Here is a 13,585-nt window from a genome sequence, read left to right on the forward strand (position 1 = left end):
TCCAGCATAAAATTGCCGATTAGCCGATCTTAATATTTCGATTCCTGCGCACCAAGCGTTCATTCAGCCTAATCCCGAATACGGGGAATGGGTGATTACTCCCCAGCCTCCGCCGCCGGCCGCACCTCCTCCCCCTCCTGGTCGAGGACCAGCCAGGCGCGAACCGCCTTGCGCTTACCCTTCAACGCCATCTCGCCCACCGGCAGCCCGGCCACCGTGCCCTGCACCGCCGTCCAGGTCGGTTCCCCGATGACGATCCGGCAATGAGGGGAGGAGCGCATGCCCACCGTCTTGCCCAGCGCCTCCAGCCGGGCGGCGGTGTTGGCGGTGTCGCCGAGCAGCGAATATTCCATGTGCCGCAGCCCGCCCAGGCTGCCCGCCACCAGTGGCCCGGTGTGAATGCCGACGCGGATGCCGATGGCTGGCAGCCCCTCCGCCTGCCAGCGCTTGTTCAGCTCCTGAAGCTCCCGCCCCATCTGGATGGCGCAGCGCACGGCGCGTTCGGCGTCGGCGTCGATCTCCGCCTGGGTGGTGCGGGCGACGGGAGCGCCGAAGACCGCCAGGATGGCGTCGCCGATGAAGCGCAGCACGATCCCGTCATGCGCCGCCACCACCCGCACCATGGCGTCGAGATAGCCTTCCAGCCACAGGATCAGCGGCTCGGGCTCCAGCGCCTCGCAGACCGTGGTGAAGCCCTCGATGTCGGAGAAGAAGACGGTGGCGGTCAGCTCCTGCGGGCGGGGGCGCCCGCCGGCCAGGAAGGTCGCGCGTTCCCGCCAGATCTCGTCGGCGACGGGCTGGGAGACGTGGTTGGCGAACAGCTGCATCAGGCTGCGGCGGTCGGTGCGCTCCTTCAGCGACAGATGCGCGGTCATTGCGGCGATGCCGCCCAGCCACGCCGCCGAGGGTGCCATCATCGCCACCAGCGGCCCGCCCTGGGCGAACAGCGCCAGCGCCGCCGCCCACAGCGCCAGCAGCCCCAGCAGGCTGGCCGGCACCAGCAGCCACACCGGCCAGCCAGCCGCCGCCAGGGCCACCCCCGCGGCGCTCAGCGCCAGCACCAGCGCGACGACCCAGCCGTCGGACAGGTCGCGGCTGGTCCGCCCGTCGAGGATCTGGGCCAGCGCGTGGGCCTGGATCTCCACCCCCGGCGTGGACAGGCCGGCGACCGACAGCGGCGTGCGGTGCTGGTCCACCCCGACCAGGACGGTGCCGACCACGGCGATCCGCCCGGCCAGCCAGCCGCGCGGCAACATCCCCACCATGTCCGCCGGATAGGTTGGAAAGGGCGGCGCGTCCGGCGACGGGCGGGCGTGCCAGTCGATGCGGAAAGGCTCCGCCGGGACCTCCCCCCCTGCCGCCCCTCCGGCAAGCTGGGCCATCCGCGCCGGGAAGCTGGGCAGCCCGTCCGGACCGCGCGGCACATGCCAGCGCACCGTGCCGTCCAGCCTGTCCTTGGCGAGGTTGGCGTGGCCGTGCGGAATGCCGTCGAGGAACCGCCCGAGGTAGCGGCGCTGCTCCTCCGTCAGCGCCGTGTCGCCGAGCGCGGTGATGGCGACCACCGGCACCGTGGCGCGCTGGATGCGCTGGCGCAGCCGCTCGTCGAGCGCCGGCAGGGTCGGCTGGTCGAACAGGATGTCCAGCCCGATGGCCCGCACCCCCGCCGCCTCCAGCGTCCCCACCAGATCGGCGAGGAAGCCGCGATCGACCGGTGACCGGCAGGCCAGCGTGGCGAACAGGTCCTCCCCCAGCGTGACCAGCGCGATGCCGGGATGCTGCGGGGCGGGCGGCGTGAAGTAGGCGATGGCGAGGTCGCGGAAGCTCTCGTCGGCGGAGCGCAGGGGCGGCACCAGCCGGGTCAGCCCCAGCGCCGCCGCCGACACGCCGACCACCGCGGCCAATCCCATAAGCCCCTTGGCAAGCCACGGGACTTTCGCCCAACTTGGCTTGCCCCTCGATGTCCCCAACGGCGGCGCCCTCACTCCACGCGCAGGATCACCTGCGCCATCACCAGTTCGGTCTGCTTCAGCGAGGCGAGCGTCCGCTCCAGCCGGGCCGCGGCCTCGTCGGACAGGGGCCGGAAGGCGTCCTGACGCCCCGGCAGGTCCGCGCCCAGATCGCGCCCGGCGGCGAAGCAGCGCACCTCCTGGTCGGCGGACAGGCTTCCCGACCGCTCCGCCGCGCGCAACGGCACCGGCATGCGGTCGCCAGCCAGCGTCAGGGTGCGGTGCCCCTCCACCAGCGAGCTGGCCGACGGCTCCGGCGGGTAGATCGGCGTCAACTGGCCACGCGTGTTGCGCAGGTAGCAGTAGAGATGCGCGTCCCGGTTCGTCTGGAGCACCAGCGTCACCGACTCCCCGGACCGGTAGGTCGGGTAAAGGCCGCGGTCGGTGGCGAGATAGAGGTTCAGCGGCGCCATGCTGTCCCGCACCGGGTCCAGCAGAACCGCCGCCTGCGCCGCGCAACCGGCACCGGCCAGCCGGACGGCGAGCTCCGCGCCCTGCCCTTCGGCACTGATCACGCGCAACGTCATGCTGTGGCGCACCCGCCCATCCGACCCGGCGACGGAGACGGTAGTGCCGTCGATCATCGGAAGCTCGCGCGGCCAGGGCACCGTCGCCCCTTTGTCCCAGCGCAGCGTGGCGGTGGCGCCGCGGTTATCCTCGCGCAGGGTGGCCGGAATCAGCGCCGGGTCGGCGGGCTTGCTCAGCAGCACCGTGCCGCCGGACTTCACACATTGGGTTCCGGCACGGCCCGGATCGAGGGTGAAGACCTGCTCCTCCCCCTTCTGCATGGGGATGCCGACCGCGCGGGCGGCGCCGAGGTCGGTCTGGAAGAAGCGCTCCCCGCCGACGAGGCTGCCGACGCCGCCCCAGCCCGAGGCGTCGGGCATGCGGTCCAGCGGGCCGTCGAACGGCCCCTTGATCCGCAGCATGCGCCCGTTGGCGAACAGGAACATGGCGTTGGCACCGTCCGGCACGGTGACCGCGGCGCCGTCGGGGACCAGTTGCCCCTGGGCGTAGCCGGGGGCGGTGGAGGCGACGACCACCGCCTGCTCCGCCGACGCGCGGCCGGCGGTGAAGCCGACCGCCCCGACGGCGGCCAGGGTCAGGGCCGCCGCCACGAGTCCGCTCAGGGTCCTGTGCGCCATGCTGGCCTCCACCGGCGGGGATCGCGGAATCATTGGCGTTTCCCGGACGCCTGTCCAGGCGGCGAAGGGGGAATGGCGGGGCTGCGGACCCGGCCCAAAGAAGGGCGGACGCCGTGAGCGGACGGGCATGGTCGGACCTCCGAAATGATGCGTGCCGGCCCTATGCCGGCCCGTCGAGCCTAGACGGCGGAAGGCGGCGGACGCTGTGAGACGCGGCACAAAGTTGCGCAGGAGTTGGGCCCCCTCCGACGTACTGGGTGTGGCGGGCGCCACAGCGCGGCCCGGCCCCGCCCCATACAGTGCCGGGCAGGACCGGCGCCCCGTTGGTCCGCCCCTTCGCCCGAGGAGACCGACCATGACCGCCCGCCGCACCAATGCCGATGTCGCCGATGGTTTCGCCGCCGGGTTCGATGACCGCTTCGCCCGTCATGGAATCCTGGAGGTCGCCTATCTGCGGTCGGTGGAGATCGACGGCCTGCCCGCCTACGCCGTGTACGCCGCGAACGGCACCTGCCTGTGGCTGGACACCGACCGCGCGTCGGCCGGGGCGACGCTTCAGGAGCATGGGATGGAGCTGGTCAGCGTGCATTGAGAGCGGAGGCGATGGGGGCGTTGCCCCCACCCTCCCCGCTTCGCGGGTCCCCTCCCTCCCCCGCTGCGCAGGGGAGGGCTTTTTGTACATGCAGCACCAATTCCCTCCCCCGCTGCGCAGGGGAGGGTCAGGGTGGGGGCAAGGCACTCAACTCATTCCTTCGGGCTCAACAAGCACGACGTCCGGTTCCGCGTCACGATGGCTAGGCTGTTCTCCGGCTCGCCCGCCCGGCGGAAGCGCAGGGCGTTCAGTTGGCTGGCGACGCTGAGCGACAGGACGTTCAGATCCGTCTCATCGATGATCTTCTCGCCGTCCTGCCAGCACTGGATGCGCACGCGGCCCTTCGGAACCCCGACGTCGATGCCGCCGGGCTGCACGCCCGCATCGCTGCTCTTCTTGCGGACCACCGTCGCGTCGGCGGCGCCCCCGACGAGGGGGAGCGCCACGATCGCCACCAGGAGAAGGAGTTTCCGGATCATGGCGCGCCCTCCCTTCCCACTCGATCACTGGATGGGCCGGAACTCGACGCGCCGGTTGCGGCTGTCGGTCGGGTCGGGGGTCAGCGGCTGGCTCTTGCCCAGGCCGGCGATGGCGATGCGCTGCGGCTCGATGTGATGGACGCGCACCAGATACTCGCCGACCGACACCGCCCGGCGTTCCGAGAGGGCGAGGTTGTACTGCTCGCTTCCCACGGCGTCGGTGTGCCCTTCGATGACGAGGCGGAGCTGCGGGTCCTGCGACATCAGCCCGCCGACCGCGTCGACGTAGGAATAGAACTCCTTCGGGACGTCGGCGGAGTTGAAGGCGAAGTTGATGCGGAAGCCGAAGCCGTTCGTCGGACGGGTCTCCGCCGGGGTTTCCGGCGCGGAGAGGGTGGCCGGCTGCACGCCGCTGGAACGGCGCGGGGCGACGGGCGGCGGGGCGACGGGCGGGGCCGCGGCCTCCTGAACGGGCGCGCGCCTGGGCTTGGGCTGGGGCGCCGGTTCCGGCTGGGCCACGGGGGCGGTCGGCGGGCTGTAGCCCGGCTGCGGGGTCGCCTGCTGCTGAGCGGGAGCGCCATAGTTCACGCTGTCGGTCGGGCGCGGACGATTGGCGCTGTTCATGCCGCCGCCGATGATCTCGATGCTGCGGGTGCGGATCTTCGGCTGCTCGCTGCCGTCCGTCGGCGCCGGGCCGGGCTTCACCGCCTCGCGCAGCTCGTCCACGGTCGGCGGGCGCTCGAACATCATGACCCGGTTGCCGCCGGAGCCCTCGACGGTCTGCGCCCGCGCGGGAACCGCCATGCAGGCCAGGGCGATCATCGGCAGGGCCAGAACGGGAAGCGCCACGCCGTTCAGCCGTCGGGCGATGGTCTTGGAGGTCGGTCGCGGCATCGGTGGTCTCCCATGATTCGGCGCCATGATCTGGCGTGGTGTTCGGCTGCCCCCTTCTCTACCCCGTCTCCCGTCCCCGCGCTGTGAGCCGGCCCACAAATCCTGGCGCTGCGCCGATCCTATCGTTGAGCCGACACGGCGGGGAGAACCTGCACGGCCATCTGCCGGCTGCGCACGTTGGTGCCCTGGATGCTGCCGTAGGCGCCCACCACGTCCGCCAGCGTCGCGCCGGGGATGGGCTGAAGATCCTCGGTCTTGTAGCGGTCGGCGATGCGGGTCCCGAGTTCGTCGGGCGAGACGACGCAGGCGATGATCTCGGAGGCGCCGGGACGGTCCATGCGCAGGTTGAAGGGCTTCTGCGCTCCCGGCGGAACCTCCACCTGCTGGTTGGCCTGGACGAAGCTGTCGGGCTGGAAGCGGTTGGGGAAGATGCGGGCCACCGAGCCGGCGGCGTCCTGATAGTAGCAATAGACGAAGCCGTTGGCCGTCGGCTGCACCTTGACCACCAGCGCCTCCCCGGCGCGGTAGCGCGGCTGCGGCCCGCGGTCGGAGCTGAGGACCAGATCGGGCGGCGCCCCGGCGGGCGCCGGCGTGGCGCGCGGCAGCCCCTCCCCGCCCGCGTTCGACACCGATTGCAGGCGCGGCGCCCCCGGCCCTTTCTGGCCGCTGGGCTGGGCGAGCATCCGCTGATAGAGGTCGAAGTCGATGCGCCCCGTGGCGATCAGGTCGTTGTCCGCCTGATAGCGGGAAATCGCGTCGCGGGTGCGCTCGTCGAGCTGGCCGCTGTCCGATCCGTCGTAATAACCTTCGGCCAGCAGGACGCGCTGGACGTAGGCGACGCGCTGCGACGGCGCCATGCCGTCGAACCAGTCGCGCGCCTGCCCGGCGAAGGCCGGGTTGGTCTGGTCGATGCCCAGGCATTGCCAGTAGGGGGTGCGGGTCATCTTGCCCAGCACCTCGATCGTGCTGAGTTCGATCAGGGTGCGGACCGCCTGATGCAGCCCTTCGGACTTGTTGAGCGAGACGTTGAAGGACAGGCCGGCCTTGCCGATCACCGCCCCGGCGTCCGCCCCCTTGCCCGACGAGATGATGGCGAGCGAGTTGCTGGCCGACAGGCCGGGGATGATCTGGCGGGTCGCCAGTTCCCCGATGTTCAGATCGACCGAGATCACCGACATCACCTGATCGGCGGAGATGCCCAGGTCGAAGGTCGGCAGGGAGATGCCGGCGCTGGCCGCCTCGCTCACCACGTTGTCGTCGAGCTGGGTGATGGCGCCGCGCACGTAGTAGGACGGCGCGCGGAAGTTGGGCTGCACCCCGATCATCCAGTAAAGCGCGTTCACGTCGTCCAGCGTCGGTTCGAAATCGACGAAGCGGAAGGCGTTCGACCGCTCGGACATGCGCGACACGGCGGTGATCAGCATCTCCTTGGTGCCGCCGGCCACCCGGCCCGTGGCGTCGGGAATGCCGTTGGAGGTGATGAAGATGTCGCGCTTGCCATGGTTCCACATCAGCGTGTCCATGCAGCGCAGCGCCTCGCTGAAGTTGGACACGGTGCGCACGGGCGGGGTCTTCGGCTTCTGGACCACGGTCGCCTGTTCGCCCGAGGTGACGCAGGCCCCCATCAGCAGGAGCGCCGCGGCCGCCGCCACTCTCGCGAAACCGGTGCGCCGGACAAATGCCATGGATTCACTCCCTGGAGGTTCACCGGACCGGATCAGCGGGCCGACACGCGCGGGCCGTCGCCGCCCGGACGCACGGTGATGGTGATCTTCTTGGACAGGATCGGCGGGTCGTGCGGGATATGCTCCGCGTCGCCCATCAGGAGTTGGAGCGTGTGCCGGCCCGGCGGCAGTTCCAGGTAGGTCTCCGTCTGGCCCTTGCCGAAATGGATGTAGTTGCGGTTGTTGGGGATCGGCTCGTCCATCGGCGGCAGGTCGGCGTCCACCAGCAGGTGATGGTGGCCGGTGTTGTCCTTGCGGACGCCCGCCGGGGCCACGCCGAAGTTGCGCAGTCCGAACCACACCTTGAAGCGGCCCCTCACCACCTCGCCGTCGTTGGGCCAGCCGACGTAGATATAGGCGTCCTTCGGCGACGCCGTCCGCCCGGATTTCGCCGCGTCGGGGGTGGAGGGCGTGCTCTCATGCTCGTGCCCGGGGCTGGCGGGCTGGGGCGTGTTGGTGGTGTCGGACAGCGGCTTGTCGAGCGGATCGGCCTCCGGCGACGACTGCGCGGCGACCGGCCCGGCGGCGAGCAGGACGGCCAGAAGGACCGGGGCGGCGGCGGTGCGCATCATGACTTCCTCCCTGTCGCGCTCCCGTTAAGGGACGATGCCCGTTAAGGGACGATGATGGTGATCTTCTGCGACATGATCGGCGGGTCGTGCGGCACATGGTCCGCGTCGCCCAGGATCATCTGGAGCGTGTGCCGGCCCGGCGGCAGTTCCAGCCGCACCTCCGTCTGGCCGCCGCCGAAATGCAGCGACTGCTTGGTGTTCGGAATCGGCTCGTCGTAGGTGGCGAGATCGGTGTCCACCAGCAGATGGTGGTGCCCGGTGTCCTCCTTGCGGATGCCCGCGGGGGCGATGCCCATGTTCTGCAAGCCCATGCGGACCCACAGCTTTCCGCCGGAGATGGTGGTGCCGTTGGACGGCCACATGATGTAGGCGCGGGCACCCTCCGGAGCCTTCTCACGCCCATTTGTGCTTTGGGAATTGGCGTTTTGGGCCGACGCCGCGCCCGGCAACAGGAACAGCGCGGCCGCCACGATCATGGCGGCATGAGGCATGGACACCTCGCTCTTCTGGCTCTTCTCTTTGGGAGTTTCAATCTTATGCTTGGTGGGCGGACAATGTTCGCGGTTTTTCGGCCCCTATCCTTTCTCTCCCCACCCTCCGAATATTAAGGAGCGAAGGTGATCCTCAACCACCCCACTTTGAGCGAAGACCGGGGCCTCGCCGCCTATTCCTATTTTGGGCTTGACGGTTGTGCTCGCGGTGCGAAGGTCACGGGGCAGGAGGTTGCCGGTTCCGCATGCCCGATTCATCCCGCCTCGCCCCGCTTCCCGTCGGACCCACCGGCGCACCGCCGCGCCTCGGCCTGCGCCACCTGCTGGCCCCGGCGCTGCTGACCCTCGGGGCGGCCGGTTTGGCGGGGCACCGCCCCTGGCTGTCCGGCCACATCACCCCCATCACAGGCGTCATGGTGGCGGACGCGCTGGCCTCGCTGCTCGCCGCGGTGGCGTGGCTCGGGGCGGCATGGCTGGGGTCGCGGATCATCGACCTCGTGGTGGCGCGCAACGTCCGCGCCACGCCGATGCCGCGCCTGCTGACAGACCTGCTGCGTGCCCTGCTCTACGGGCTGGCGGTGCTGGGCATCCTCGCCTTCGTGCTGGGGCAGCCGGTGACCGGGCTGGTCGCCACCTCCGGCGTGGTAATCGCGGTGCTGGGCTTCGCGCTGCGCAACATGATCGCCGACATCTTTTCCGGCATCGCGCTGAACGTCGAGCATCCCTACCGCATCGGCGACTGGGTGGAGCTGACCCCCGGCGTGACCGGGCGGGTGGACGAGATCAATTGGCGGGCCACCCGGCTGGTCACGCTGGACGGCACCGCGCTGGTGGTGCCGAACGGACTGGCCGCGGGCAACCGCATCACCAACTACAGCCAGCCCGGCACCGGCTTCCGCGCCGGCGTGCCGGTGACCCTCGACGCCGAGGTGCCGGTGGCCCGCGCCAAACGGATCATCCTGTCGGCCATCGTCTGCTGCGACGCCGTCCCCACCGAGCCGCGGCCCGACGTGGTTGTGGAAAGCATTACGCTCAACGGCGTCACCTATCAGGCGCGCTTCTGGGTGGCGGATTATTCCCGGCTGGCCGCGACCCGCGACGCCGTGGCGACCACCATCCTGGAGCATCTGGCCCATGCCGGACTGGAGCCGGCCAGCCCCAAGCAGGAGATGCGCCGCCGCCGCGCCGCCGCGCCGCCCTGTTCGGCGAGCGGGCTGGGGCGGGAGTTGCTGTCCCATGTGGATCTCTTCGCCGCCTTCCGCCCGGAGGAGATCGCGGAGCTGGCCTCCGGCATGCATCTGCGCCACGTCGCCGCCGGGGAGGCGGTGGTCCGCCAGGACGAGACCGGAACCTCCCTCTTCCTGGTAGCGGAGGGCGCGCTCGACGTGCGCGGGGCCTTCGGGGGACGGACGCTTCTGCTCGACCACATGGGGCCGGGCGACGTGTTCGGGGAGATGTCGCTGCTGACCGGCCAGCCGCGCAGCGCGTCGGTGATCGCCAACACCGACGCCGTGGTCTACGAGCTGGACAAGGAGGCGCTCGATCCCGTCCTGCGCCGCCGTCCGGAGCTGGCCGCCCGGCTGGCCGACCTGATGGGCCTGCGCCAGCGCCGCAACGACGCCCACCGCCGCGCCAGCGCCCCCGCCGCCGTGACTCCGACGACGACCGAGCATGACCTGCTGGCCCGGCTGAAGACGTTCTTCAGTTTGTGAGTCAGTTGCTCAGCGGAGAAAAGGGCATCCCCGCCTGCTCCAGCGCCTTCTCGATCACCTCCGCCGAGGTCTGGTCGAACAGCTGCAGCAGCAGGTCGTCGATCTCGCGGTCCTGGCTGTTGCCGCAGGCGTCGAACAGGGTGGCGATGGCCTCCGTCTGGAAGCGCTCGCGCCCCTCGTCGCCGCCCCGATAATCCAGCGCCTTCGCCACCGCGATGGCGACGCGGAAGGGCTTCAGCAGGGTGAAGGACAGGCCCGCCTTGGCGAACAGCCCCTTCAGCGCGTGCGGCCCGCCATCCCAGGCGAGCTGACGGGCGTTTTCCGGCGGCAGGTTGGCGCGCACCGCCAGGCCGGCGTCGAACAGCGCGATCTCCCCGGCGCACAGCGCGCGGAAGAGCAGCGGCGCCGACAGCCGCCCGCGGATCAGCAGGTGGCGGGCCAGAAGCTCCACGTCCGCCTCGCGCGGGGTCAGCGGCTTCAGCAGGAGCAGGGTCACCGCCTCCCGCGCCCGCTCCACCAGGATGCCGATCAGGCGAGGGTTGAGCCGGTGGCTGCGGATCAGCCGGTTGCGGATCTCCTCCGACACGAAGAGGATCAGCTTCTCCACCACCGCCGCCGACAGGTCGGGCCGCGCCGCCATGGCCTCGTTCACCGTGGCGACGCCGCCCCAGCGGTCGAGCACGCTGTGCAGGGACGGTTCCGCGATGACGGCCCCGCGATTGCGCAGAAGCTCGGTGATGACGATGACGTTGCCGTTGCGCACCAATGCGTCGGACACCGCGGGCGAGACGGAGCGGCGCCCGGCGATGGCAAGCTCCTTTGCCGGGCGCCGTTCGCGCAGGATGTCCAGGAGCAAGCCTTCGCTCAGCTTTTCCGCGTGGCGCAGGATGGGAAAGGCCACCCGGTCGACGTCGCGGGCCAGCTTCTCCGCCAGCCCCTCCGTCAGCAGGGAGGAGTTGTGGATCTGCCACGCCACCGCCTCGCGCACGGCGGTCACCGCATCGGCGGCGAAGCGTTGCAGGATGTCCATGGCCAGCGCCCGTTCCGCCTCGGCGAGGTCCCCCGCCTCCAGGTCGCGCACCAGATGGGTCATGGTGTCGATGCGCGCCTGGGCATCGGGTGCGGCCAACAGGCGTTCGACATCCTTCTGGCTGAGGGACCGCTGTGACATGCGCTGGGTCTTCCGGAACGGACGCTCGGGATCAATACTCCGGCGTATCGTAGCGGATCAGATCGCTCCACGCCCGCTCCAAACGGCGCAACGTGCGGTATGTCGTCTCCAGATCGGCGGCTTCCTCGTCGGAACGGATCAGCGCCTCGCCACGGACGGCCTCCAGCCCGCGCAGCGCCTCGCACAGCTTCAGGCCGCGTTCGGACAGCCGCAGCCGCGCCGTACGCCGGTCGCGCTGCGAGGCGGAGCGGTCGACATAGCCGGCCTCCACCAGATGCTTCAGGTTGTAGGATGCGTTGGAGCCGAGATAGTAGCCGCGCTCCAGCAGGTCGCGCACCGACAGCTCCTCGCCGCCGATGTTGATCAGCATCAGGGCCTGGCCGGGGCTGAGGTCGTCGATCCCGATCCGCGCCAGCTCCATTCGCAGCACGTCCAGGAAACGCCGGGTCATGCTCTCGATGATGCGGCCAAGGTCGGTGTAGACGGCGGGCAGGGACGCGCCCGCCGGGGCGGCGCTGTCCGGCGTGGCTCTCTCCGGCACGGCTGGGGTCGGCTGCTGCTTGGCGGCGGCGCTCATCGCGATACTCCCGCTTTGGAAAAAACCTTCATGGTATGGCGTCGTTCCAATTCCGAACGGTGGACGGTTTCCTCGTCCTTCTGTCGCAAGAATGATAAGATTTTAGTTTAATTTGTGGAAACAATGTTGAGACATGGCGGCCCTGCGCACCGGAACCGCCCCCTTCACCTCCTGTTGCACCCCTGTCCCTGCAACCCGGAGGAGCCCGGCCATGCCCCAGTCCACACGCTGTTCCGTCACACCGCAAGCGTGCCCTCGGAGGGTCCGCTGATGCGCAGCGGCTTGGCCTTCGCGGCCGGTCTGATGGCCGGCCTATGGCTGGACACCCGCCGGCGCACCAACCGTGCGGAGCGCGAACACCCGCCGACCGGCCATTTCATGAGCGTCGGCGGCACCCGGCTGCATTACCTCGACCACGGGCCGAAGGACGCTACGGCGCCCCCGGTGGTGTTCCTGCACGGCAACGGCACCACCGCCGACGATTGGGCGTTGAGCGTTCTGGACGAGGCGGCCCGGCACCGGCGCTGCGTCTGCTTCGACCGGCCCGGCCACGGCTACAGCGAGGCGACGCCGCGACGCGAGGCCGGTCCCGCCGCCCAGGCCGCGCTGCTGCGCGCCGCCGCCCGCAAGCTGGGGCTGAAGCGCCCCATCGTCGTCGGCCATTCGCTGGCCGGGGCGGTGGCGCTCGCCTGGGCGCTGGATTTCCCGGAGGAGATCGGCGGTCTGGTCATACTGTCGGCCTTCACCCATCCGACTCCGCGGCTCGACTTCCTCCCCATGATGGGGCCGGCCATTCCCGCCGCCGGGCCGCTGCTCAGCCACACCGTCCTGCCGCCGCTGGACCGGCTGATCCTGCCGGCGATGATGCGCCGAATCTTCGAACCCAACCCCGTGCCGCCCAGCTACAACGAGCTGCCTCCCGACCTTCTGCTGCGCCCGAAGCAGCTGGAAGCCGCCGCCGCCCAGCTGGCCGCGCTGATCCCCGGCGTGGCGGCGATGGCCCCCCGCTATTCCGAGATCCGCTGCCCGATGTCGGTGGTCGCAGGGCGGGAGGACCGCATCGTCGATCCGCACGCCCACGCGGTGCGCCTGCACAACGCGGTGGCCGGATCGACGCTGCATCTGCTGGCGGAAACCGGGCACATGCCGCAACACGCCCGCCCGGACGCGGTGATGGCCGCCATCGAGCGGGTGGAGCGGGCGATGACCACCGAGTCGGCTCACGCGGCGACATGAGTCGACTCTCCTGTTTCGGCGACCGGGGATTGCGACTCGAAAAAAGCGACTCGTGGCGACTCGGGTGAGGGATGGTTAACAGTTTGGTTACGATCCGAGGGCTAACCTTTGGCCATATCGCACACTTTCAGCGCCTCAAGGATTACGCCGATGTCCATGGCCGCCGACGTTGACACCATCGAACGCACGTCCATCGTCGCCTACACCCTCCTCAACGAGCTGCACGACGTGCTGGCTCTGCCCAAGGCGCCCGATGACGTGACGCTCGGCATCCTGATGGGGCTGTCCATGTTCATGGACGACAAGGTGGGCCCGATGCGCTCCAAGCGCCTGATGTCGGAGGCGCCGACCATCGTCCTGAAGACCGACGCCCATGTCACGTCGGACCAGATGCAGCGGATCATGCCGGTGCTGCGCGCCTTCGGCGACCACCTGAAGGACATGCGCGCCAAGGCCACCCGCCCGGTCGACGACACCGTCGCCTGACCGCAGAGCGCAACCCCGGTTTCACGAAAGGCCTGGCCGGCAACGGCTGGGCCTTTTGCCGTTCCGGTGCCCGGCTTGACCCGTTCGGCAATTCATCGGATGCTGAAATCCTTCGTCCACCGGAGGGTCGCCGCCGGTGGTCCGGACGCAACGCGGGGGGCGGCTTCGGCCATGGAACTGCCATCGGGGGATTGGATCTGGGCTCTGGCCATCGCCGCCCTTCTGACGGGCGCCACGGTCAGCGTCATCGTGCTCGCCGCCGTCGGCTCGATCCGCCGCAGCGTCAACGAGGGCGGCGCCCGCCAATCGCAGCAAATCCGCAAACTGGCGGAAAACGTCGCCACCCTGAACGCCCAGCAGCAGGCCGCCGAGGGCCGCATCCAGACCCTGACCGAGGCGAACCGCAAGCTGGCGGAGGAGGTCGCGGCGCTGAACGAGCGGTTGCGCGACGCGGACTCCGCCCCCCGCATCACCGGCAGCGCAAGGCTCCTTCACTGACC

14 protein-coding genes are annotated in these 13,585 nt (G+C 70.2%); 5 read left to right on the plus strand and 9 right to left on the minus strand.

Annotation, left to right across the window (positions count from 1 at the left end; genetic code table 11):
* Positions 1-95: 95 nt before the first annotated feature.
* Positions 96-1,907 (minus strand): adenylate/guanylate cyclase domain-containing protein, encoded by a 1,812-nt coding sequence (locus tag JJL56_RS13185; protein ID WP_200485359.1) that lies wholly within the window; start codon positions 1,905-1,907, stop codon positions 96-98.
* A gap of 71 nt (positions 1,908-1,978) precedes the next feature.
* The gene (locus tag JJL56_RS13190) at positions 1,979-3,151 is read right to left on the minus strand and encodes a DUF4384 domain-containing protein (protein ID WP_200485360.1); all 1,173 of its coding nucleotides are present in this window, start codon (positions 3,149-3,151) and stop codon (positions 1,979-1,981) included.
* A 355-nt stretch (positions 3,152-3,506) separates the two neighbouring features.
* Between JJL56_RS13190 and JJL56_RS13195 the strand changes: the two genes are divergently transcribed.
* Complete coding sequence (locus JJL56_RS13195) at positions 3,507-3,743, plus strand: DUF1150 family protein (protein WP_200485361.1); 237 nt, start codon at positions 3,507-3,509, stop codon at positions 3,741-3,743.
* A 152-nt stretch (positions 3,744-3,895) separates the two neighbouring features.
* Here JJL56_RS13195 and JJL56_RS13200 read toward each other — a convergent pair whose 3' ends face one another.
* The 5 genes from JJL56_RS13200 to JJL56_RS13220 all read right to left on the minus strand — a co-directional run bounded on the left by JJL56_RS13200 (position 3,896) and on the right by JJL56_RS13220 (position 7,903).
* Complete coding sequence (locus JJL56_RS13200; RefSeq protein ID WP_200485362.1) at positions 3,896-4,222, minus strand: hypothetical protein; 327 nt, start codon at positions 4,220-4,222, stop codon at positions 3,896-3,898.
* Positions 4,223-4,246: 24 nt separating this feature from the next.
* Positions 4,247-5,116, minus strand: a complete 870-nt coding sequence (locus tag JJL56_RS13205; RefSeq protein ID WP_186452935.1) for an OmpA family protein — start codon at positions 5,114-5,116, stop codon at positions 4,247-4,249.
* Positions 5,117-5,235: 119 nt separating this feature from the next.
* Positions 5,236-6,801 (minus strand): DUF4384 domain-containing protein, encoded by a 1,566-nt coding sequence (locus tag JJL56_RS13210; RefSeq protein WP_145626057.1) that lies wholly within the window; start codon positions 6,799-6,801, stop codon positions 5,236-5,238.
* 32 nt (positions 6,802-6,833) lie between these two features.
* A complete protein-coding gene (locus JJL56_RS13215; RefSeq protein WP_247889445.1) occupies positions 6,834-7,412 on the minus strand; it encodes a DUF4399 domain-containing protein in 579 nt (192 codons plus the stop codon).
* 41 nt (positions 7,413-7,453) lie between these two features.
* Positions 7,454-7,903, minus strand: coding sequence for a DUF4399 domain-containing protein (locus tag JJL56_RS13220; protein WP_145626125.1), 450 nt, complete (start codon positions 7,901-7,903; stop codon positions 7,454-7,456).
* A 245-nt stretch (positions 7,904-8,148) separates the two neighbouring features.
* Between JJL56_RS13220 and JJL56_RS13225 the strand changes: the two genes are divergently transcribed.
* A complete protein-coding gene (locus JJL56_RS13225; RefSeq protein ID WP_247891065.1) occupies positions 8,149-9,615 on the plus strand; it encodes a mechanosensitive ion channel family protein in 1,467 nt (488 codons plus the stop codon).
* Position 9,616: 1 nt separating this feature from the next.
* Here JJL56_RS13225 and JJL56_RS13230 read toward each other — a convergent pair whose 3' ends face one another.
* Positions 9,617-10,786, minus strand: a complete 1,170-nt coding sequence (locus JJL56_RS13230) for a DUF2336 domain-containing protein (RefSeq protein ID WP_200485363.1) — start codon at positions 10,784-10,786, stop codon at positions 9,617-9,619.
* A 31-nt stretch (positions 10,787-10,817) separates the two neighbouring features.
* On the minus strand, positions 10,818-11,363 hold the full coding sequence (locus tag JJL56_RS13235; protein ID WP_149163410.1) for a MarR family winged helix-turn-helix transcriptional regulator: 546 nt from the start codon (positions 11,361-11,363) through the stop codon (positions 10,818-10,820).
* Positions 11,364-11,633: 270 nt separating this feature from the next.
* Between JJL56_RS13235 and JJL56_RS13240 the strand changes: the two genes are divergently transcribed.
* The 3 genes from JJL56_RS13240 (at position 11,634) to JJL56_RS13250 (ending at position 13,583) form a co-directional block, all read left to right on the plus strand.
* A complete protein-coding gene (locus tag JJL56_RS13240) occupies positions 11,634-12,599 on the plus strand; it encodes an alpha/beta fold hydrolase (RefSeq protein ID WP_200485364.1) in 966 nt (321 codons plus the stop codon).
* 156 nt (positions 12,600-12,755) lie between these two features.
* On the plus strand, positions 12,756-13,085 hold the full coding sequence (locus JJL56_RS13245; protein ID WP_236778094.1) for a hypothetical protein: 330 nt from the start codon (positions 12,756-12,758) through the stop codon (positions 13,083-13,085).
* A gap of 171 nt (positions 13,086-13,256) precedes the next feature.
* On the plus strand, positions 13,257-13,583 hold the full coding sequence (locus tag JJL56_RS13250) for a hypothetical protein (protein WP_200485365.1): 327 nt from the start codon (positions 13,257-13,259) through the stop codon (positions 13,581-13,583).
* Positions 13,584-13,585 lie beyond the last annotated feature (2 nt).

The sequence above is a fragment of the Azospirillum aestuarii genome, assembly GCF_016632405.1.
GTDB classification, from domain to species: Bacteria; Pseudomonadota; Alphaproteobacteria; order Azospirillales; family Azospirillaceae; genus Azospirillum; species Azospirillum aestuarii.

Bases quoted from the DNA above. Each gene is read 5' to 3' on its own strand.
- JJL56_RS13185 (WP_200485359.1), bottom strand. From the start codon at position 1,907: ATGGGATTGGCCGCGGTGGTCGGCGTGTCGGCGGCGGCGCTGGGGCTG.
- JJL56_RS13190 (WP_200485360.1), bottom strand. From the start codon at position 3,151: ATGGCGCACAGGACCCTGAGCGGACTCGTGGCGGCGGCCCTGACCCTG.
- JJL56_RS13195 (WP_200485361.1), top strand. From the start codon at position 3,507: ATGACCGCCCGCCGCACCAATGCCGATGTCGCCGATGGTTTCGCCGCC.
- JJL56_RS13200 (WP_200485362.1), bottom strand. From the start codon at position 4,222: ATGATCCGGAAACTCCTTCTCCTGGTGGCGATCGTGGCGCTCCCCCTC.
- JJL56_RS13205 (WP_186452935.1), bottom strand. From the start codon at position 5,116: ATGCCGCGACCGACCTCCAAGACCATCGCCCGACGGCTGAACGGCGTG.
- JJL56_RS13210 (WP_145626057.1), bottom strand. From the start codon at position 6,801: ATGGCATTTGTCCGGCGCACCGGTTTCGCGAGAGTGGCGGCGGCCGCG.
- JJL56_RS13215 (WP_247889445.1), bottom strand. From the start codon at position 7,412: ATGATGCGCACCGCCGCCGCCCCGGTCCTTCTGGCCGTCCTGCTCGCC.
- JJL56_RS13220 (WP_145626125.1), bottom strand. From the start codon at position 7,903: ATGCCTCATGCCGCCATGATCGTGGCGGCCGCGCTGTTCCTGTTGCCG.
- JJL56_RS13225 (WP_247891065.1), top strand. From the start codon at position 8,149: ATGCCCGATTCATCCCGCCTCGCCCCGCTTCCCGTCGGACCCACCGGC.
- JJL56_RS13230 (WP_200485363.1), bottom strand. From the start codon at position 10,786: ATGTCACAGCGGTCCCTCAGCCAGAAGGATGTCGAACGCCTGTTGGCC.
- JJL56_RS13235 (WP_149163410.1), bottom strand. From the start codon at position 11,363: ATGAGCGCCGCCGCCAAGCAGCAGCCGACCCCAGCCGTGCCGGAGAGA.
- JJL56_RS13240 (WP_200485364.1), top strand. From the start codon at position 11,634: ATGCGCAGCGGCTTGGCCTTCGCGGCCGGTCTGATGGCCGGCCTATGG.
- JJL56_RS13245 (WP_236778094.1), top strand. From the start codon at position 12,756: ATGGCCGCCGACGTTGACACCATCGAACGCACGTCCATCGTCGCCTAC.
- JJL56_RS13250 (WP_200485365.1), top strand. From the start codon at position 13,257: ATGGAACTGCCATCGGGGGATTGGATCTGGGCTCTGGCCATCGCCGCC.